The following is a 19,557-nucleotide window of genomic DNA, read 5'->3' on the forward strand; positions in this document are numbered from 1 at the left end:
CCTGCTCCAGTGATGCACTGCGATCTGCCGGGACAACGCACGCTGGGAGGGCCGCTCAAAGCTTCCCGGCGCACGTGCCCCGGCAACGCATCTCTGAGGAAGTCCCCCAAGACATCCCCAGATGCCAGTCAGCGCCCCCCAAGACGCTGTGCTGACATCGCCAACTTAGACCTTCGAACCCCTTCGATGGTTACGTTCGCATCACTGTGATCTGCGTCTCTTGCATATGTCCCTTAGGTGCGCAAGAGCCCCGATACGACGATCGGAGCCCAAGCGTAAGGATGATGCGCGAGCCTTGTGAAGAGCTTATGTGAGGCTCGCGCCGGACTCTAGAGGGTCTCTTACTTCCGCTGGGGCGAACCGCCGGTAACCCCACGGGACTTCAGCGGAAGCGCCGCAGCCGCAGGCTGTTGGTCACCACGAAGACCGAGGAGAAGGCCATCGCGGCACCGGCGATCATCGGATTGAGCAGCCCCGCCGCGGCCAGCGGCAGCGCGGCCACGTTGTAGCCGAAGGCCCACACCAGGTTCCCCTTGATGGTGGCCAGCGTCCGCCGGGACAGCCGGATCGCGTCGGCCGCGACCAGCAGATCGCCCCGGACGAGGGTCAGATCGCCGGCCTCGATCGCCGCATCCGTGCCGGTGCCCATGGCGAGGCCCAGGTCGGCGGTGGCCAGCGCGGCCGCGTCGTTCACGCCGTCGCCGACCATCGCCACGGCCCGCCCCTCGCGCTGCAGCCGTCGTACGACGTCCACCTTGTCCTCGGGAAGGACCTCGGCGAACACGTCCCCGGAGTCGATGCCGACGCTCTTGGCGACGGCCTCGGCGACCGTGCGGTTGTCCCCGGTGAGCAGCACCGGCCGCAGGCCCAGTGCACGCAGTTCGCGTACCGCCTCGGCGCTGGTCTCCTTGATCGCGTCGGCGACGGCGAGCACCCCGCGGGCCCGCCCGTCCCAGCCGGCCACGACGGCCGTACGACCCGCCAGCTCGGCCTCGCGTGCCGCGCGGGCCAACTCCTGGGGCAGCTCGTCGTACAGGCGCCCCACGGCCACCGCACGGCCGTCCACGCACCCGCGCACGCCCCGCCCGGGAACGTTCTCGAAGTTCTCGACCGCGGACGGTTCCCGCCCGTCACCCACCACCACCCTTGCCGGAGAGCGCTGTGCGCTCGCCCCTGTCAACCGTTCCTCCGCGCCGGCCGCGATCGCGCGGGCGACCGGGTGCTCGGAGGCGTGCTCCAGGGCGCCGGCGAGCCGCAGCAGCTCCTTCTCGTCCTCGCCGTCGGCGACGTACACCGCCTGGAGGGTCATCCGGCCGGTGGTGACGGTCCCGGTCTTGTCGAGGACGACCGTGTCGACGCGGCGGGTGGACTCCAGCACCTCGGGGCCCTTGATGAGGATGCCGAGCTGGGCGCCGCGCCCGGTGCCGACCATCAGCGCGGTCGGTGTGGCGAGGCCCAGCGCGCAGGGGCAGGCGATGATCAGCACGGCGACGGCGGCGGTGAACGCGGCGACCGTGTCCCCGGTGACGCCGAGCCAGACGCCGAAGGTGCCGAGCGCGATGAGGATGACGACGGGCACGAACACCGCGGAGATGCGGTCGGCGAGCCGCTGCACCTCGGCCTTGCCGTTCTGTGCGTCCTCCACCAGCTTCGCCATCCGGGCGAGCTGGGTGTCGGCGCCGACCCGGGTCGCCTCGACGACGAGCCGCCCGCCCGCGTTGACCGTGGCGCCGGTGACCCGGTCGCCCGGGCCGACGTCGACCGGCACCGACTCGCCGGTCAGCATGGCCGCGTCCACCGCGGACACGCCCTCCACCACCGTGCCGTCGGTGGCGATCTTCTCGCCGGGGCGTACGACGAACCGGTCGCCCACAGCCAGGGACGACACCGGGACCCGCACCTCACGGCCGTCCCGCAGTACGGCCACGTCCTTGGCGCCGAGCTCCATCAGGGCCCGCAGGGCCGCGCCCGCGCGCCGCTTGGAGCGGGCCTCCAGATAGCGTCCGAGCAGGATCAGCGCGACGACTCCGGCGGCGACCTCCAGATAGATGGTGGAGGCGCCGTCCATGCGTCCTGTGACATCAGTCGCCACCGCTCCGGGGGTGAGGCGGAACTCGTCGTGCATGCCGGGCACGCCCGCGTCACCGAAGAACAGCGCCCACAGCGACCAGCCGAACGCGGCCAGGGTGCCGACCGAGACCAGGGTGTCCATGGTGGCGGCGCCGTGCCGGAGGTTGGTCCAGGCGGCCCGGTGGAAGGGCCATCCGCCCCAGACGACGACCGGCGCGGCGAGCGTGAGGGAGAGCCACTGCCAGTTGTCGAACTGCAGCGCCGGGATCATCGCGAGCAGCACCACGGGCGCGGCGAGCAGCGCGGAGACGAGCAGGCGGTGCCGCAGCACGCCGAGTTCGGGGTCCTGCCCGGGGGTCTCGGGGGCCGCCTCGGGCTCGGGCGCCGGCGGCGTGGGCTCCTCGGCGGTGTAGCCGGTCCGCTTCACGGTGGCGATCAGGTCGGCGACCTGGACGCCCGCGCCGTACGTGATCTTCGCCTTCTCGGTGGCGAAGTTGACGGTGGCGCTGACGCCCTCCATCCGGTTGAGCTTCTTCTCCACCCGGGCGGCGCAGGAGGCGCAGGTCATTCCGCCGATGAGCAGCTCTGCTTCGGAGGTCCCAGCCGTGGTTATGGCTGTCTCTGCGGTGGTGCTGGTCATGTCCGGACTCCAGACATCGGACCGGACCGTGCGGAGGCAGTATCAGCTGGTCGGCACGGCCCGGTCGGGGAATGGGAAGAACGCGGGGGTGTTCAGGCCCGGCCGGCGAGCTCGAAGCCGGCCTCGTCCACGGCGGCGCGCACGGCCTCGTCATCCAGCGGGTTCTCGGAGACCACGGTCACCTCGCCGGTGGACGCGACGGCCTTCACCGAGCTGACGCCGGGGAGCTGGGAGATCTCGCCGGAGACGGAGCCCTCGCAGTGGCCGCAGCTCATGCCGGTCACCTTGTAGACGGTGGTGACGGAGCCGGGGGTGTCGGTGTGGGCGGTCATGTCGTTACTCCTCGTCGAGGCAGCTGGGGCCGGTGGGGCCCGCGAGGGAACCCCACGCTCTCCACACTATACCCCTAGGGGGTACCTCACCAAGAGGGGCCCCGGCGCGCCAGCGACCGCACCCAGCCGACCCCGGCCAGAGCCACCAAGGCCAGCCCGCCGACCGAGAACAGGGTGAACAGGTGTTCCTGCTCGGCGCTCGGCCGGACGAGGTACCCCGGCGCGAACAACCGGCTCTCCGGTCCGCTGCCGGTCAGCCGCGCCACCACCCAGACCGCGATGCCGCGCGTGGAGTCCCACAGCACATGCAGCAGGGTCACGCCCAGGCAGGTGCCGACGACCGGGGCGGAGACGCGGAAGTGTCCGCTCAGGCGGCGCCGGGACAGCAGTACGCCACCGGCGATCGCGGTCCACAGCCCGTGCCCGAAGGGGGCGAGCAGCCCGCGCAGGGTCTCCGTCTCCAACAGGGCGCGCAGATCGGTGCCCTCGGCGGAGACGGCCGCGTTGAAGGCGTACCCGGCGCTCTCCAGCGCGGCGAAGCCGAAGCCGACGGCCGCGCCGAGCACCAGTCCGGCGCGCAGGCCGCGGATGGCCGGCTGCCGGCGCAGCACGAACACCAGCGCCGCGAGCTTGGCGGCCTCCTCGATCAGACCGACGCCGGTGAACATCCCCGGCGAGGGGTACAGCACATGCGAGTCCGACAGCGAGGCGCCGAGCACGCCGAGGGTCCCGCCGGCCAGGAAAGAGCCGAGGATCGCGCTGACGCCCAGGTCACGGCCGTGCCGCTCGTACGCCCACAGCGTGAAGGCGACCGGCACGAGAAAGCTGCCGAGCAGGATCAGCGTCGGCAGCAGCGTGCCGTTCCGCGTCTCGTACGCGACCCACGCGATCAGCGCCCACAGGGCGAGCCCGCCGCCCGCGAAGCGCCGCCACAGGCCCGCGCTGATGCGGGGGTACGGCGGTGGCGGCTGCTGGGGGCCGGGAATGCGGGCCTTGGGTGTGCCGGGAGGCGGGGAGTGACTCACGGGGATCCCCTCGGACAGCGGCTGGGCGATCTATCCGCACTCTAGGCAGATGCGCCGGGGGCCGCAGTCCGGGTGGAGCGGTGGGGGCACGGGGGGCCTGCGCCTGGGCCTGCCGGATCACCCGCGGCCGAGACGGTCGCCCACCAGCGGTTCCAGGTAGCGGACCAGGACGTTCTTGATCTCCTGGAGGTAGGCCGCGCGCTCGGGGCCCTCGTGGGCGAGGACCAGCTCCAGGCCGGACTTGTAGATGCCGAGGCAGATGTGCGCCCTGCGGGTGACGTCGGCCGGGGTGGCGCCGGGCATGAGGGAGGCGAGCAGGTCCTCGATCCGGCCGGTCAGCGTGGAGTGCAGCTGGTCGTGCGTCTCGGCCATCCGGCCCGGGATGTCGGGGCCGTGCATCAGTGCGAAGAACACCGGGTGCTCGGTGTTGAAGGCCATGAACCGGTCGATGGCGGAACCGATGGCCTCCTCCAGCGGGGTGGCGGGGTCGACGGGGGCCAGCGCCTCGCCGTAGGTCTCCCGCATCTCGTGCACGAGCCGGTCGCCCAGCTCGATCGCGATGGCCTCCTTGTTCGGGAAGAACTGGTAGAGCGTGCCCGGTGAGACGCCGGCCTCGCGCGCGATGGCGTTGGTGCTGGCGGCGGTGTAGCCGGTGGTGCAGAAGACCCGAGCGGCCGCTTCGAGCAGCTGGGCGATACGGCGCTCCCCGCGGGCCTGCCGGCGACGCGGCTGCTCCTTCTGTGTCTGCGGGTTGTCGGGCACGCGTTATCCCCAGCTCTCCGAACGTGATTGACAAATGCGAGTGGTCGCTCGCATTCTAGAGAAACGCGAGCGATATCTCGTGTTTGTCAGTCTATTGGCAATGACCGACTCATGCTGCCTGCCTGCACAGACATGGGTCACGGTGAAGGGGACACCGCAAGATGACCGAAGTCAACACGCCGCCGCGGACGGGCGAGGGGGCGTCCGAGGGGACATCGGAAGGCGCGCCGGAGGGGACGCCTGAGCGGACACCGCTCCGGCCCGGCCGCTACACCCGCATCGTCACTGCCCGCCCACGCCTGTCACTCCTGGTGGCCCTGGTGCTCACCGCCCTCGCCGTGCTGGCCGGCAGCGGCGTCGCGGACCGTCTCGGCAGCGGCGGCTGGGAGGACCCGGCCGCCGAGTCGACGTACGCCACCAAGGCCCTGGAGCGCGAGTTCCCCGACTCCCAGCCGAACCTGCTGCTCATGGTCGACTCGGGCCGAGCCTCCGTCGACGATCCGCAGGTCGCCGCCGAGGCCCGCGACCTGGCCGGCCGGCTGGCGGGGGAGAAGGGCGTGACCGGCGTCGGCTCCTACTGGCAGAGCAGGTCACCGGCTCTGCGCGCCAAGGACGGCCATGAGGCGCTGATCGCCGCCCGCATCACCGGCGACGACAACGCGATGGGCAGAACGCTCGACCGCATCGCCCCGCACTACCGGGGCGCGCACGGCCCGGTCCAGGTGAGGATCGGCGGTGTCGTCGCGGTCCGGCACGAGATGCAGACGATCATCAAGGAGGACCTGGCCCGCGCAGAGATGATCGCCCTGCCGATCACGCTGGTGCTGCTGGTGATGGTCTTCGGCAGCGCGATCGCCGCCCTGCTGCCGCTCGGCATCGGCATAGTCGCCATCCTCGGCACCAACGCCGTCCTGCGCGGTCTGACGGCCTTCACCGACGTCTCCGTCTTCGCGCTCAACCTCACCACGGCCCTCGGCCTCGGCCTGGCCATCGACTACGCCCTGTTCATCGTCCGCCGCTTCCGCGAGGAACTGTCCTCGGGCGCCACCCCGTTGACGGCGGTCGGTACGACCCTGCGCACCGCAGGCCGCACGGTCCTGTTCTCCGCCCTCACGGTGGCGGTGTCCCTGGCCGCGATGATGGTCTTCCCGCAGTACTTCCTGCGGTCCTTCGCCTACGCCGGCATCGCCGTGGTCCTGCTCGCCGCGGCCGCCGCCCTGATCCTGCTCCCGGCCGCGCTGGTCCTGCTCGGCCACCGTGTCAACTCCCTGGACCTGCGGCGCCTGTTCCGCCGCCGACGCGCCCCGAAGCCCGCCGAGGGGACCACCGGGACCACGGCGACCACCGGGACCGCTTGGGCCCGGGCCGCCGGCCTGGTGATGCGCCGCGCCCCTCTCTTCGCGCTGGGCACCACCGTCCTCCTGGTCACCCTCGGACTGCCCTTCCTGGGCGTGAAGTTCGGCACCGCCGACGACCGCCAACTGCCCTCGACCGCCGAGTCCCATGTGGTGCAGGAGCACATCCGCGCGGGCTTCCCGGGCAGCCCCGGCGGCGGTCTGGAGGTCCTCGCCGAGGGCAGGGCCACCACCGCCCAGTACGCCGCCTACAAGCAGCAGGTGGCCGCCCTGCCCGAGGTGGCCCGCGTCGACGGCCCGCTGGTCAGGGGCGATGCCGCCTACTTCACGGTGCAGCCGAGGGGCGAGGCGGTCGACGACCCGGCCCAGCGCCTGGTGGGCGACATACGTGCACTGCACGCGCCGTTCGACGCCAAGGTGACCGGCACGGCCGCCGTCCTCGTCGACACCAAGCACGCGATAGCCCAGCGCCTGCCCTGGGCGGCCGTGTTCATCGCCGTCGTCACGCTCCTCCTGGTCTTCCTGCTCACCGGAAGCGTGCTGATACCCGTGCAGGCCGTGGTGCTCAACGCGCTCAGTCTGACCGCGATGTTCGGTGCCGTGGTCTGGGTCTTCCAGGACGGCCACCTCTCCGGCGCACTGGGCTTCACCAGCTCCGGCTCCATCGAGACCACCCTGCCCGTGCTGATGTTCTGCGTGGCCTTCGGGCTCTCCATGGACTACGGCGTGTTCCTGCTCTCCCGCATCAAGGAGGAGTACGACCGCACGGGCGACCATGACGCGGCGGTGCGGCACGGACTCCAGCGCACCGGCGGGCTGATCACCGCGGCGGCGGTCATCCTCGCGGTGGTGATGGTCGCCATCGGCACCTCACGGGTGACCAACACCAAGATGCTCGGCCTGGGCATCGCCCTCGCGGTCCTGATGGACGCGATGGTCGTCCGGAGCCTGCTGGTGCCGGCGATCATGCGGCTGACGGGCAGGGCCACGTGGTGGGCACCGGCGCCGTTGCGGCGCTTCCACGAACGGTTCGGCGTGAGCGAGGGCGAGCATCCAGCGCCCCCGACGGGGCGCGGGGCTGTTTCGACATGCGGCTCTGCCGCGGGGCCCGACCAGCCACAGACGGCCCGCAGCCGCCAAACGGCAGCTACCACCGAGCGCTAGCGTTCCGCAGGAAACGGTGGCCTGACGTGGCCGGAAGGTGAGGCAAAGATGCGCGCGGTGGTATTCGAGCGGTACGGCGAGCCGGCCGAAGTACGAGACGTACCCGACCCGGAACCCGCCGAGCACGCCGTCGTCGTACGGGTCGAAGCGACCGGCCTCTGCCGAAGCGACTGGCACGGCTGGATGGGCCACGACGCCGACATCACGCTGCCGCACGTACCCGGGCACGAACTCGCCGGCGTCGTCGCGTCGGTGGGCTCCCGGGTGACCGGGTGGCGGACCGGCGACCGGGTCACCGCGCCGTTCGTCTGCGCCTGCGGCGCCTGCCCGGCCTGTGCGGCGGGCGACCAGCAGGTGTGCGAACGCCAGACCCAGCCGGGCTTCCACCACTGGGGCTCCTTCGCCGAGTACGTCACCCTCGACCACGCCGACGTCAACCTGGTCGAGATCCCGGACGACATGGCGTACACCACCGCCGCCGCGCTCGGCTGCCGTTTCGCCACCGCCTTCCGCGCGGTGGTGCAGCAGGGCCGGGTGGCGGCGGGGGAGTGGGTCGCGGTGCATGGCTGCGGCGGGGTCGGGCTGTCGGCGGTGATGATCGCGGCGGCGGCCGGGGCGCGCGTGATCGCCGTCGACGTGTCACCCCAGGCGCTCGACCTCGCACGGAAGTTCGGCGCCGCGCAGTGCCTGGACGCGACCGGCACGCCGGACACGGCCGCCGCCGTCCGGGAGCTGACGGGCGGCGGCGCCCATCTCTCCCTGGACGCCCTCGGCTCACCCGCCACCTGCGCGGACTCCGTGAACGGCCTGCGCCGCCGCGGCCGGCACGTCCAGGTCGGGCTGCTGCCCTCGGCCGACGGCACCACCCCCGTCCCGCTGGCCCGTGCCATCGCCCTGGAGCTCGAACTCCTCGGCAGCCACGGCATGGCCGCCCACACCTACCCCGAGATGCTCCGCCTGGTCCGCTCCGGCGCCCTGCGCCCCGACCTCCTGGTGACGTCCACCATCACCCTCGACGCCGCACCGGCGGCACTCGCGGCGATGGGTACGGCACCGGGGGCCGGGGTCACGGTCATCGAGCCGTGGCGCTGAGAGCGGCCTACCGGTCGACTCACGGGGAGGTCACTTGCGGCTGCGGTTGCCCGGCCGGGAGGCGACCCAGGCGCGGACGGTTTCGGCGTACCAGTAGGGCTTGCCGCCCTCCACATGGTCGGGCGGGGGCAGCAGTCCGTGCTTGCGATAGGACCGTACGGTGTCCGGCTGCACCCTGATGTGCGCCGCGATCTCCTTGTAGGACCAGAGCCTTCGGTCGGTCATGAGTTGCACCTCCCTGCGCGCGCCACAGCGGCGACCGTGGACGGCCGTCGGGGGAGCCGGGCGCTGCGCTGGCGATCACCAAGCCTGCGACCGGTGAACGACGCAGAGTGACCAGGGGGAAGCGTCTGTCGACACCATGTGACGCAGAATCCGCGTACGCGCAACATGTGTGACACAGAAGGGGTTTTTGTGACACGGCCGACGCAAAGGCGTACGCCCGGGCGTCGGCGCGGCACGTTGATTTTCGCGCCGATCCGAGGTGGCGGACCAGGCCGATCCAGGGCAACGAACCAGGCGGTCCGGGGCCGGTGGCACCAGGTCGCGAGGGCGGGCCGGGTCCGCTGCGTCAGACCCGGCCCGCCGGCTTCCCCGCGCCCGCCGGCTTCCCCGCGCCCGTCGGCTTCCCCGCGCGCCCGTCGGCGGCCGCTTCCCCCGCGGGGGCGTCCTCCCGGATCAGTCCCCCTGGCCGCCGGAGGCCCCCGCTTCCCCCGGGAGCCTGATGGCCGGGCGATCAGCGTGCCCGGTGCTGCCCGCGCGGGTCTTGGAAAAAAGCGCACCCCGCCCGGAGGTGAGCAGCAGGCTGGTGGCCTCGCCCGCCAGCCGGTCGTTCACGGCGCTCGCCGCCGGCAGCCTGCGGGCCGCCAGGAACTCCCCGGGAGTGCAGCCCGTCATGGCCTTGAACTCGCCGCCGAAGTGCGCCTGGTCGTAGTACCCGCACACCGCCGCGGTCTCCGCCTGCCCGTGTCCCGCGGCCAGCAGCCGCCGCGCCCGCTGCAGCCGCAGCACCCGGGCCGCGGCCTTCGGAGGCAGACCGATCTGTTCCCGGAAGCGGTTCTCCAGATGCCGTACGCTCCAGCCCACCTCCTCGGCCAGCCGGGGCACCGGAAGCACGCCGGAGTGCCGCCGCAGCAGTGACCAGGCGTGCACCACCCGCTCGGAGACGGGCACACCGGCACGGAACCGCTCCAGCAACACCCGGTCGAGCAAGGCGAACCGTTCCGCCCAGGTGGGCAACGCGGCGAGGGCGCCCGCCAGTTGGCCGAGGACCGAGTCCAGTTGGTCCGGGCCGATCGACCGGTTGGCGAGTTCGTACTGCTCCGTTCCGAACAGGCCGAACGCGGCCCAGGGTTCCAGCAGCACCTCGATGCCGCAGATCCGGCCTCCGTGCTCGCCGAGGGCCGGGACGGTGGTCAGCCCGTTGACCACGGACACCAGGGACACGGGGGGCTGCCCGGCACGGGAGATGCGCACCGGCTGCTCGAAACCCAGCAGCAACGTGGCCGCCCCGATCGGCGCCTCCAGCCGGCGGCGCGGCCCGTCGAGGTGCACCCGCACACCGCGATAAGTGATCACACCGGGCCGCAATGCCGGATGCGGCCGGGCAGGCACGGTCTCCCAGGACACGCCGCCCATGCTACGGGCGGCAACCGCAACCCCTGGTCGACAGCCGCCCCTACACCCCGCAAGACCGGAGAAACGCCCGAGTCCGCCGGGCGATGGGCAGCGGCGCATCCGGCGCACACGGATACATGTCCTGCTCGACGATCGCGAACAGATCCACCCCCAGCCGCTGCGCGGCCTCCAGCACGGGCCCCAACTCCGGCACCCCGCACGGTGGTTCGCACATCACGCCCCGAGCCACCGCCGGCCCGAACGGCGTCCCCTCGGCCCGTACGTCCGCCAGGATCCCCGGATCCACCTGCTTGAGGTGCAGATACCCGATCCGCTCGCCGTACGTCTCGATCAGCCGCACGCTGTCCCCGCCGCAGTACGCGTAGTGCCCGGTGTCCAGGCACAGCGACACCAGGTCGGAGTCCGTACCGTCGAGGAAACGGCTGACGTTCTCCTCGCTGTCGATATGGGTGTCGGCATGCGGATGGACGACGATCGTCAGCCCGTACCGCTCTCGCACCTCCCGCCCCAGCCGCTCGGTCAGCGAGGTCAGGTTCCGCCACTGCTCGGCGGTCAGCGTATCCGGCTCCAGCACCTCGCCCGTCTTGTCGTCCCGCCAGAAGGACGGGATGACGACGAGATGCCGGGCACCCATCGCCTGGGTGAGGGCCGCGATGTCCGACACGTGCGCCCACGTCTTGTCCCACACGGACTCCCCGTGATGCAGGCCCGTGAAGACGGTGCCGGCCGACACCTTCAGGCCACGCCGCGCGGTCTCCTCCGCGAGCACCGCGGGGTCGCTGGGGAGATAGCCGTAGGGGCCCAGCTCGATCCACTCGTAGCCGGAGTCGGCCACCTCGTCGAGGAAGCGCTGCCAGGGCACCTGGCGCGGGTCGTCGGGGAACCACACGCCCCAGGAGTCGGGCGCCGATCCGATCCGGATACGGGACAGTGAGGAGGAGGGTGACAGCGACGTCATGGGCGTCAGCGTGCGGGCGCGCGGAAAGCGGTGTCAAGAGCTGGTCCGAATGTCTGGACAAAACATTGACAGGGTTCGCCGTACGGGACTAGAAAGCCGGGGAGAGTCATGACGAAGGGAAGCCGATGGCCTACGACCTGATCACCATGGGGCGGATCGGAGTGGACCTCTACCCACTGCAGACCGGCGTCCCGCTCGCCCAGGTGTCGTCCTTCGGCAAGTTCCTCGGCGGGTCGGCGACGAACGTCGCGGTCGCCGCGGCCCGGCTCGGCCGGCACACCGCCGTGATCACCCGCACGGGCGACGACCCGTTCGGCGTCTATCTGCACGAGGCGCTGCGCGGCTTCGGCGTCGACGACCGCTGGGTCTCCCCGGTCCCGGGCCTGCCGACCCCGGTCACCTTCTGCGAGGTCTTCCCCCCGGACGACTTCCCGCTCTACTTCTACCGGCAGCCCAAGGCGCCCGACCTGGAGATCGACGCCCATGAACTCGATCTCGACGCCATCCGTGCCGCCCGTATCTTCTGGATGACCGGCACCGGCCTGAGCGAGGAGCCCAGCCGTACGGCCACCCTCGCGGCCCTCGCCCACCGGGCGAAGGCGGGCACCACCGTCTTCGATCTCGACTGGCGGCCCATGTTCTGGACCGACCCCGACGCGGCCCGCCCCTTCTACGCCGAGGCCCTGCGCCACACCACGGTCGCCGTCGGCAACCTGGACGAGGTGGAGGTGGCCACCGGCGTACGCGAACCGCATGCGGCCGCCCGCGCGCTGCTCGACGCCGGGGTCGAGATCGCCGTCGTCAAGCAGGGGCCCAAGGGGGTCCTGGCCGTCAGCCGCGACGGCGAGTCCGCCGAGGTCCCGCCCCTGCCCGTCAACGTCCTCAACGGTCTCGGCGCCGGGGACGCCTTCGGCGGCTCCCTGTGCCACGGACTCCTGGAGGGCTGGGACCTGGAGACGATCATGCGGCACGCCAACGCGGCCGGCGCCATCGTCGCCTCCCGCCTGGAGTGCTCCTCCGCGATGCCCACCCCGGACGAGGTGGCCGCCGCGCTCGACGCCGGAGCGGTGCTGTGAGGGCCGGCCGGGTCGCGGGCACCCACACCGAGGGCGGGGACGCCGGACGCAGGCCCCGTGTCGACGTGGCCGAACTCGTCCGCGTCCGCACCCACCACCCCGAGGCGATCGCCGAGGCCGCCACCCGCCGGGCCCGCAGGCCGCTCCTGAACGAGAACGGCAAACTGATGATCGTCGCCGCCGACCACCCCGCCCGGGGCGCGCTCGGCGTCGGTGACCGCAAGCTCGCCATGGCCAACCGCGCCGACCTGCTGGAACGGCTGTGCCTGGCACTGAGCCGGCCCGGTGTCGACGGCGTCCTCGCCACCGCGGACATCCTGGACGACCTGCTGCTGCTCGGCGCGCTCGACCACAAGGTGGTCATGGGCTCCATGAACCGGGGCGGACTGCAGGGGGCCAGCTTCGAACTGGACGACCGGTTCACCGGTCACCGCCCCGAGGACATCCAGCGGCTCGGCTTCGACGCGGGCAAGCTGCTGCTGCGCATCGACTACGACGACCCCGGCTCCCTGACCACCCTGGAGTCCACCGCCCGCGCCGTCGACGACATGGCCGCGCGCCGGCTGCCGGTCTTCGTGGAGCCGTTCATCAGCCGCCGCACCCCCGAGGGCAGGGTGAAGAACGACCTGTCCGCCGAGGCGGTCACCCGGTCCATCGCCATCGCCTCCGGTCTCGGCGGCTCCTCCGCCTACACCTGGCTGAAGGTGCCGGTCACCGAGAATCCCGACGACATGGCCCGGGTGATGGAGACCTCCACCCTGCCGGCCGTCCTCCTCGGCGGCGACATCGGCGACTCGCCCGAGGACCAGGTCGCCGCCTACGAGAAGTGGCGCGGCGCGCTGCAACTCCCCACCGTGCGCGGCCTGGTGGTCGGCCGCTCGCTGCTGTACCCGGCGGACGGCGATGTGGCCGCCGCCGTGGACACCGCCGTAGGACTGCTGTGAGGGCCGCATGACCAGCACCGATCTGCATCTGCCCAGGGGCGCCACCGCGAACGCCCAGTACGCCGTCGACATCGACCCCAAGTTGGCCGGCTGGACGCACAGCAGCCTGCGCGTGGTCGAGTTGGCGCCGGGTGGCACACATACGTTCACCACCGGGGACAGTGAGTGGATCGTGCTTCCGCTGGAAGGCGGATGTACCGTACAAATTGCGACCGCATCGAACGACAAGGAAGAGTTCCAACTCCTGGGCCGGGAGAGCGTGTTCGCGGACGTCTCCGACTTCGCGTATGTTCCCCGGGACGCCCGGGTCCAGATCGCCTCCGGCGCGGGAGGCCGCTTCGCCCTGGCAGGAGCGAAGTGCGAGCGACGACTCCCCGCCCGCTACGGCCCCGCGCCGGAGGTCCCCGTCGAGGAGCGCGGCAGCGGCTCCTGCGCCCGCCGGGTGCGCAACTTCGCCTCGGCGGACTCCTTCGACTGCGACAAGCTGATCGCCGTAGAGGTGATCACCCCGGGCGGCAACTGGTCGTCGTACCCGCCGCACAAGCACGACGAGCACCGGCCGGGCGAGGAGTCCGAGCTGGAGGAGATCTACTACTTCGAGATCGACGGCCCGAAGGGCCTCGGCTACCAGCGCGTGTTCCCCTCGCGTGCGGGCGGCGCGGACGTGCTCGCCGAGGTCCGCTCCGGCGACGCCGTCCTCGTCCCCGACGGCTGGCACGGGCCGTCCATCGCGCAGCCCGGGCATGACATGTACTACCTGAACGTCATGGCGGGCCCGGGCGAGACCCGGGAGTGGCGGATCTGCTTCCACCCCGATCACGTAGAGAGCACAGGGGGCTACCGATGACGACGACCCGGCTGACCGTCGCCCAGGCGCTGGTCCGTTTCCTCGCCGCCCAGTACACCGAACGCGACGGCGCACGGCGGCGGCTGATCGGCGCCACCTGGGGCATCTTCGGGCACGGCAATGTCGCGGGGCTCGGGCAGGCGCTGATCGAGTACGCCGACGTCATGCCGTACCACCAGGGCCGCAACGAGCAGTCCATGGTGCACGCGGCCGTCGGCTACGCCCGCCAGTCGAACCGGCTGTCCACGCACGCGGTGACGACCTCGATCGGCCCCGGCGCCACCAACCTGGTCACCGGTGCCGCCCTCGCGACCGTCAACCACCTGCCGGTCCTGCTCCTGCCCGGTGACGTCTTCGCCACCCGCCCCGCCGACCCGGTCCTGCAGCAGCTGGAGGTGCCGTACGCCGGCGATGTGTCGGTCAACGACGCCCTGCGCCCGGTGTCGAAGTACTTCGACCGCATCTCCCGCCCGGAGGCCCTGATCCCGAGCGCCCTGCAGGCCATGCGGGTCCTCACCGACCCGGTGGAGACCGGCGCGGTCACCCTCGCCCTGCCGCAGGACGTGCAGGCGGAGGCCTTCGACTGGCCGGAGGAGTTCTTCTCGACGCGCGTGTGGACGGTACGCCGGCCGGGCGCGGACCCGACCGAGCTGGCCGAGGCGGTCCGGGCGGTCCGGGAGGCACGCCGGCCGCTGGTGATCGCGGGCGGCGGAGTCCACCACAGCCGCGCCGAGCTGGCCCTCGCCGAGTTCGCGGCGGCCACCCGCATCCCGGTCGCCTCCACCCAGGCCGGCAAGGGCTCCCTGCGCCACGACCATCCGCAGGACGTCGGCGGGGTCGGCCACACCGGCACCGCGACCGCCGACGAACTGGCCCGCACCGCGGACCTGGTGATCGGCGTCGGCACCCGCTACACCGACTTCACCACCGCCTCCGGCACCCTCTTCGAGAACCCGGACGTCCGCTTCCTCAACCTCAACATCGCGCCGTACGACGGCCACAAGCTGTCCGGACTCCCGCTGGTCGCCGACGCCCGCAGCGGCCTGGGCGAGCTGACCGAGGCGCTGGTGATGCACGGGCACAAGGTGGCGCAGTCGTACGTCACCGAGTACACCGAGGACAAGGAGCGCTGGGAGCAGCGCGTCGACGCCTGCTTCGAGGCCGACGAGCCGGACATGCGACCCACCCAGCCACAGGTCATCGGGGCCCTGGACGCCCTGGTGGACGAGTCCGACATCATCATCAACGCGGCCGGCTCGCTCCCCGGCGATCTGCACAAGCTGTGGCGGGCGCGGTCGGTGGACCAGTACCACCTGGAGTACGGCTACTCCTGCATGGGCTACGAGATCCCGGCCGCGCTCGGCGTGAAGCTCGCCGCGCCGGAGCGGAACGTGTGGGCGCTGGTCGGCGACGGCACGTATCTGATGATGCCGACCGAGATCGTGACGGCCGTGCAGGAGGGCGTCGCGATCAAGATCCTGCTGGTGCAGAACCACGGGTACGCGTCCATCGGCGGGCTCTCGGAGTCGGTGGGCGGCGAGCGGTTCGGCACCGCCTACCGGTTCCAGGCCGGGGACGGGACGTTCACGGGCGCCCCGCTGCCGGTCGACCTCGCCGCCAACGCGGCCAGCCTGGGCATGCGGGTACTGCGCGCGAAGACCGTACGGGAGCTGCGCGAGGCGCTCGCCGAGGCGCGCGCCGCCGACACTCCCACATGTGTCTACGTGGAGACCGAAACGTCCGACACTGTGTCGGGCGCGCCTCCGGCGCAGGCCTGGTGGGATGTTCCTGTGGCCGAGACCGCGACCCGACCGTCCGCGGTCAAGGCACGAGAGCTGTACGAACGGCACGTCTCGACCCGACGCCGCCATCTGTAATAAGGAGTCTCTGGGCATGACGAAGATCGTCAACCACTGGATCGGCGGGAAGACCGTCGAAGGCGCGTCGGGCACGTACGGGCCGGTCACCGACCCGGCGACCGGCGCGGTCACCACGAAGGTCGCGTTCGCCTCGGTGGAGGAGGTGGACGCGGCCGTAGCAGCCGCCAAGGACGCCTTCACCACCTGGAGCCAGTCCTCCCTGGCCCAGCGCACGACCATCCTCTTCCGGTTCCGCGCGCTGCTCGACGCCCACCGCGACGAGATCGCCGAGCTGATCACCGCCGAGCACGGCAAGGTGCACTCCGACGCGCTCGGCGAGGTCGCGCGCGGCCTGGAGATCGTCGACCTGGCGTGCGGCATCAACGTCCAGCTGAAGGGCGAGCTGTCCACGCAGGTCGCCAGCCGCGTCGACGTGGCCGCGATCCGCCAGCCGCTCGGTGTCGTCGCCGGCATCACGCCGTTCAACTTCCCGGCGATGGTCCCGATGTGGATGTTCCCGATCGCCATCGCGTGCGGCAACACGTTCGTGCTGAAGCCGTCCGAGAAGGACCCGTCGGCGTCGCTCAAGATCGCCGAGCTGCTGTCCGAGGCCGGTCTGCCGGACGGCGTGTTCAACGTCGTGCACGGTGACAAGGTGGCCGTGGACCGCCTGCTGGCGCACCCCGACGTCAAGGCCGTGTCCTTCGTCGGCTCCACCCCGATCGCCCGCTACATCCACACCACGGCCTCCGCCAACGGCAAGCGGGTGCAGGCCCTGGGCGGCGCCAAGAACCACATGCTGGTGCTGCCGGACGCCGACCTGGACGCGGCCGCCGACGCCGCCGTGAGCGCGGCCTACGGCTCTGCGGGCGAGCGCTGCATGGCCATCTCCGCGGTCGTGGCCGTGGGCTCGATCGGTGACACGCTGGTGGAGAAGATCCGCGAGCGCGCCGAGAAGATCAAGATCGGTCCGGGCAACGACCCGACGTCCGAGATGGGCCCGCTGATCACCGCCGCCCACCGCGACAAGGTGGCGTCGTACGTCTCCGGGGCCGCGGCCGAGGGCGCCGAGGTGGTGCTCGACGGCACCGGCTACACGGTCGAGGGCTTCGAGGACGGCCACTGGATCGGCATCTCGCTGCTGGACAAGGTGCCGACCAGCGCCAAGGCCTACCAGGACGAGATCTTCGGCCCGGTGCTGTGCGTGCTGCGCGTCGACACCTACGACGAGGGCGTGGCGCTGATCAACGCCTCGCCGTTCGGCAACGGCACCGCGATCTTCACCCGGGACGGCGGCGCGGCCCGCCGCTTCCAGCTGGAGATCGAGGCGGGCATGGTCGGCGTGAACGTGCCGATCCCGGTGCCGGTGGGCTACCACTCCTTCGGCGGCTGGAAGGACTCGCTCTTCGGCGACCACCACATCTACGGCAACGACGGCACGCACTTCTACACCCGCGGCAAGGTCGTCACCACGCGCTGGCCCGACCCGGCCGACGCACCGGCGGGCGTGGACCTGGGCTTCCCGCGCAACCACTGAGCGACCGACAGGGACCGAGAGGGCCCGACAGGGTCGTCCGCTATGCGGACGGCCCTGTTTTTTTGTGCGGGGGCGCTGCGATTCTCGTACGGCCGCAAGGGCCCGCCCATAGGGACCGTTGATACGAGAATCGGCGATCGGCCGCTTCTTTGCTGCGGATTCCGTAGGTGAACACCCATTGACGCGGCGGTTTTCGTCGGGGTTCCATTCAGCCGCCGGGAGCGGACCAGAGCATGTACGACCAGCCGCCGGAGGCGATAGCGCTCCCGACCCCCACCCTCACTCGCACGAGTCGATCGGAACCGCCGCATGACCGACACGCTCCGCCCTGTCGACACAGCCGTGACAGCCGCTTCTGACAGCCCTCAGAAACTCAAGCGGTCCATCGGCGTCGTCGGCGGCACCCTGCTCACCCTCTCGTGCGTCACGCCCGCCTCCACGCTCTTCGTGATCGTGCCCGATCTGTTCTCCAGCCTGGGCACGGCGACGGCGCTCTGCCTCGTCATCGGCGCGCTCCTCTGTATCCCCGTCGCCTTCTGCTACTCCGAGCTGGGCACCCTCATCCCCAGCGCGGGCGGCGAGTACGCCATCGTCTCCACCCTGGCCGGTCGGCTCGCCGGCTGGCTGGCGTTCGTGATGTCGCTGCTCGTCGTGATGATCGTCCCTCCGGTCATCGCGATGGGCACCGCCGACTACCTGGCCCCGATCGTCCACCTCGACCCGGCCATGACGGGCGCCGGCGTGATGATCGCGGCCACCCTCGCCGGCCTGCTGGACCTGCGCGCCAACGCATGGATCACCGGCATCTTCCTGGTCCTGGAGGTCGTCGCCGCGGGAGTCGTCGCCCTGCTCGGCTTCACCCACTCCCACCGCGGTGCGGGCAGCCTCGTCAGCTCGCTCCAGGTGGCCGGTGACCACGCTCACGTCAACCCGGTCACGGCCATGATGGTCCTCTCCGGGCTCGCCATCGCTCTCTTCGCCACCCAGGGCTTCTCCACCGCCATCTACCTCTCCGAGGAGCTGGAGAACCCGCGCCGCAGCGTCGCCCGCACCGTCCTCGCGACCCTCGCCATCTCCAGCGTCGTCATCCTGGTGCCGGTCGTGGCGATCACCCTGGGCGCCGGTGACCTGAAGACCCTGACCGGCGGCGACATCAGCAGCATGGTCATCGCCTGGAGCAACTCGGCCGTCGGCACCTTCGTCAGCCTGTGTGTCGCCCTCGCGATCATCAACGCGGGCATCGTCATGGTCATCCAGAACTCCCGCGTCCTGTTCGCCTCCGCCCGCGACAAGGCCTGGCCCGCCCCGGTCAACAACGCCCTCGCCAAGCTCGGCCGGTTCGGCTCCCCCTGGGTCGCCACCCTCGTCGTCGGCGTCCCCGGTGCCTTCCTCTGCTTCGTCAACCTGGACACCCTCTACGGCGTCACCGGCGTCGCCGTCACCGGCCTGTACCTGCTGGTCGCGATCGCCTCCCTGCTCGCCCGGCGCGGTGCGCACGGCCCCAAGAAGGCCTGGCGGATGCCGCTGTGGCCGACGATGCCGGTCCTGCTGATCGCCGTCCTCGTCTACGTCCTGGTCGAGCAGGACCCGTCGTACCTGTGGTGGACCGGCGGCATCACCGCCGTCGCCACCCTCTACTGGGCCTTCTACCTCCGCCCGCGCCGTGAGACCCGCTGGCTGGTGTCCCTCCCGGAGGACATGCGGCTCGCCGAGGAGGAGCAACTCGCCGAGGGTGCGCAGGCGTAGTCAGAACTCCCAGGTCAGCACCCTGCACGAATCGTCGTCCTTGCCGCCCGCACTGCGATAGGCGGCAAGGGCGACGTCGTTCCCGGCGTCGACCCCGACCCACATGCCGTAGCAGCCGCGCTCCCGGGCCAGCGCGGCCAGCCGCTCCACCAGCGCCCGCCCGATGCCCCGGCGCCGGTACGGCTCGTCCACGGCCAGCTCGTACAGGAACATCTCGGTGCCCTTGTCCGGGTGGACCGTCTCGACGCCGCTGACGAAGCCGACGGGGACCCCCTCGTCCTGCGCGTACGCCAGCAGCAGATGGTGCCCGGCGGCGGCGAGGAAACGCTCCGCCCACTCGGGGCGCGCCGGGTTGTCGAACAGGTGCTCGGCGGCGACGACCTCCGCGACGGTGGTGGCCCGGTGAATGTCCATGCGCCTTCGTACCACGGCTGGTGTACGCCGGGCAGACCCCGTACTCCTGCGGGAGGGGCGGGGGTTCAGCCCACCGGCTCCCTCGGTTGTCGGTGGCG

Annotated in this window: 16 protein-coding genes; 8 read left to right on the forward strand and 8 right to left on the reverse strand. The window is 71.6% G+C overall.

Annotated elements, in window-relative coordinates; genetic code table 11:
• Positions 1–382: 382 nt before the first annotated feature.
• The 4 genes from ACZ5NH_RS32900 to ACZ5NH_RS32915 all read right to left on the reverse strand — a co-directional run bounded on the left by ACZ5NH_RS32900 (position 383) and on the right by ACZ5NH_RS32915 (position 4,829).
• On the reverse strand, positions 383–2,710 hold the full coding sequence (locus tag ACZ5NH_RS32900) for a heavy metal translocating P-type ATPase (RefSeq protein WP_468780462.1): 2,328 nt from the start codon (positions 2,708–2,710) through the stop codon (positions 383–385).
• Positions 2,711–2,802: 92 nt separating this feature from the next.
• The gene (locus ACZ5NH_RS32905; RefSeq protein WP_388627655.1) at positions 2,803–3,042 is read right to left on the reverse strand and encodes a heavy-metal-associated domain-containing protein; all 240 of its coding nucleotides are present in this window, start codon (positions 3,040–3,042) and stop codon (positions 2,803–2,805) included.
• An 86-nt stretch (positions 3,043–3,128) separates the two neighbouring features.
• Positions 3,129–4,067: a PrsW family intramembrane metalloprotease gene (locus ACZ5NH_RS32910; RefSeq protein WP_468780464.1), complete on the reverse strand. Its 939-nt coding sequence runs from the start codon at positions 4,065–4,067 to the stop codon at positions 3,129–3,131.
• A gap of 117 nt (positions 4,068–4,184) precedes the next feature.
• The gene (locus ACZ5NH_RS32915) at positions 4,185–4,829 is read right to left on the reverse strand and encodes a TetR/AcrR family transcriptional regulator (protein WP_468780466.1); all 645 of its coding nucleotides are present in this window, start codon (positions 4,827–4,829) and stop codon (positions 4,185–4,187) included.
• A gap of 161 nt (positions 4,830–4,990) precedes the next feature.
• On the opposite strand from ACZ5NH_RS32915, the gene ACZ5NH_RS32920 reads away from it, so the two are divergent.
• Both ACZ5NH_RS32920 and ACZ5NH_RS32925 read left to right on the forward strand, forming a co-directional pair.
• The gene (locus tag ACZ5NH_RS32920) at positions 4,991–7,348 is read left to right on the forward strand and encodes an MMPL family transporter (protein WP_468780468.1); all 2,358 of its coding nucleotides are present in this window, start codon (positions 4,991–4,993) and stop codon (positions 7,346–7,348) included.
• A 48-nt stretch (positions 7,349–7,396) separates the two neighbouring features.
• Positions 7,397–8,440 carry a zinc-dependent alcohol dehydrogenase family protein gene (locus tag ACZ5NH_RS32925; RefSeq protein ID WP_468780470.1) on the forward strand — a complete coding sequence of 348 codons (1,044 nt, stop codon included), beginning with the start codon at positions 7,397–7,399 and terminating at the stop codon, positions 8,438–8,440.
• Between the two features lie 30 nt (positions 8,441–8,470).
• Here ACZ5NH_RS32925 and ACZ5NH_RS32930 read toward each other — a convergent pair whose 3' ends face one another.
• From ACZ5NH_RS32930 to ACZ5NH_RS32940, 3 genes are all read right to left on the reverse strand, one after another.
• A complete protein-coding gene (locus tag ACZ5NH_RS32930) occupies positions 8,471–8,665 on the reverse strand; it encodes a helix-turn-helix transcriptional regulator (RefSeq protein ID WP_388627663.1) in 195 nt (64 codons plus the stop codon).
• Between the two features lie 453 nt (positions 8,666–9,118).
• Positions 9,119–10,078: a helix-turn-helix domain-containing protein gene (locus ACZ5NH_RS32935; protein ID WP_468780472.1), complete on the reverse strand. Its 960-nt coding sequence runs from the start codon at positions 10,076–10,078 to the stop codon at positions 9,119–9,121.
• A gap of 40 nt (positions 10,079–10,118) precedes the next feature.
• Entirely contained in the window at positions 10,119–11,036 is a 918-nt protein-coding gene (locus ACZ5NH_RS32940; RefSeq protein WP_468780474.1) for a sugar phosphate isomerase/epimerase family protein, read from the reverse strand.
• A gap of 125 nt (positions 11,037–11,161) precedes the next feature.
• Here ACZ5NH_RS32940 and iolC point away from each other — a divergent pair, with 125 nt between their 5' ends.
• The 6 genes from iolC to ACZ5NH_RS32970 all read left to right on the forward strand — a co-directional run bounded on the left by iolC (position 11,162) and on the right by ACZ5NH_RS32970 (position 19,045).
• On the forward strand, positions 11,162–12,112 hold the full coding sequence (gene iolC / locus ACZ5NH_RS32945) for a 5-dehydro-2-deoxygluconokinase (protein ID WP_468780476.1): 951 nt from the start codon (positions 11,162–11,164) through the stop codon (positions 12,110–12,112).
• Positions 12,113–12,177: 65 nt separating this feature from the next.
• Entirely contained in the window at positions 12,178–13,056 is an 879-nt protein-coding gene (locus ACZ5NH_RS32950) for a Cgl0159 family (beta/alpha)8-fold protein (protein WP_450984866.1), read from the forward strand.
• A 7-nt stretch (positions 13,057–13,063) separates the two neighbouring features.
• Positions 13,064–13,903 carry a 5-deoxy-glucuronate isomerase gene (iolB, locus tag ACZ5NH_RS32955; protein ID WP_388627671.1) on the forward strand — a complete coding sequence of 280 codons (840 nt, stop codon included), beginning with the start codon at positions 13,064–13,066 and terminating at the stop codon, positions 13,901–13,903.
• On the forward strand, positions 13,900–15,780 hold the full coding sequence (iolD, locus tag ACZ5NH_RS32960; protein ID WP_468780477.1) for a 3D-(3,5/4)-trihydroxycyclohexane-1,2-dione acylhydrolase (decyclizing): 1,881 nt from the start codon (positions 13,900–13,902) through the stop codon (positions 15,778–15,780). Before iolB ends, iolD begins: the two co-directional genes overlap by 4 nt.
• Positions 15,781–15,796: 16 nt before the next feature.
• Positions 15,797–17,299: a CoA-acylating methylmalonate-semialdehyde dehydrogenase gene (gene mmsA / locus ACZ5NH_RS32965; protein WP_468780479.1), complete on the forward strand. Its 1,503-nt coding sequence runs from the start codon at positions 15,797–15,799 to the stop codon at positions 17,297–17,299.
• Between the two features lie 309 nt (positions 17,300–17,608).
• A complete protein-coding gene (locus ACZ5NH_RS32970) occupies positions 17,609–19,045 on the forward strand; it encodes an APC family permease (RefSeq protein WP_468780481.1) in 1,437 nt (478 codons plus the stop codon).
• On the opposite strand, the gene ACZ5NH_RS32975 is transcribed toward ACZ5NH_RS32970, so the two are convergent.
• Positions 19,046–19,459 carry a GNAT family N-acetyltransferase gene (locus ACZ5NH_RS32975; RefSeq protein ID WP_468780483.1) on the reverse strand — a complete coding sequence of 138 codons (414 nt, stop codon included), beginning with the start codon at positions 19,457–19,459 and terminating at the stop codon, positions 19,046–19,048.
• Positions 19,460–19,557 lie beyond the last annotated feature (98 nt).

This window comes from Streptomyces sp. NPDC031426 (genome assembly GCF_055581585.1).

Coding starts and splice junctions, on each gene's coding strand:
- ACZ5NH_RS32900 (WP_468780462.1), bottom strand. CDS start 2,710: ATGACCAGCACCACCGCAGAGACAGCCATAACCACGGCTGGGACCTCC.
- ACZ5NH_RS32935 (WP_468780472.1), bottom strand. CDS start 10,078: ATGGGCGGCGTGTCCTGGGAGACCGTGCCTGCCCGGCCGCATCCGGCA.
- mmsA (WP_468780479.1), top strand. CDS start 15,797: ATGACGAAGATCGTCAACCACTGGATCGGCGGGAAGACCGTCGAAGGC.
- ACZ5NH_RS32940 (WP_468780474.1), bottom strand. CDS start 11,036: ATGACGTCGCTGTCACCCTCCTCCTCACTGTCCCGTATCCGGATCGGA.
- iolD (WP_468780477.1), top strand. CDS start 13,900: ATGACGACGACCCGGCTGACCGTCGCCCAGGCGCTGGTCCGTTTCCTC.
- ACZ5NH_RS32970 (WP_468780481.1), top strand. CDS start 17,609: ATGACCGACACGCTCCGCCCTGTCGACACAGCCGTGACAGCCGCTTCT.
- iolC (WP_468780476.1), top strand. CDS start 11,162: ATGGCCTACGACCTGATCACCATGGGGCGGATCGGAGTGGACCTCTAC.
- ACZ5NH_RS32930 (WP_388627663.1), bottom strand. CDS start 8,665: ATGACCGACCGAAGGCTCTGGTCCTACAAGGAGATCGCGGCGCACATC.
- ACZ5NH_RS32920 (WP_468780468.1), top strand. CDS start 4,991: ATGACCGAAGTCAACACGCCGCCGCGGACGGGCGAGGGGGCGTCCGAG.
- ACZ5NH_RS32975 (WP_468780483.1), bottom strand. CDS start 19,459: ATGGACATTCACCGGGCCACCACCGTCGCGGAGGTCGTCGCCGCCGAG.
- ACZ5NH_RS32905 (WP_388627655.1), bottom strand. CDS start 3,042: ATGACCGCCCACACCGACACCCCCGGCTCCGTCACCACCGTCTACAAG.
- iolB (WP_388627671.1), top strand. CDS start 13,064: ATGACCAGCACCGATCTGCATCTGCCCAGGGGCGCCACCGCGAACGCC.
- ACZ5NH_RS32925 (WP_468780470.1), top strand. CDS start 7,397: ATGCGCGCGGTGGTATTCGAGCGGTACGGCGAGCCGGCCGAAGTACGA.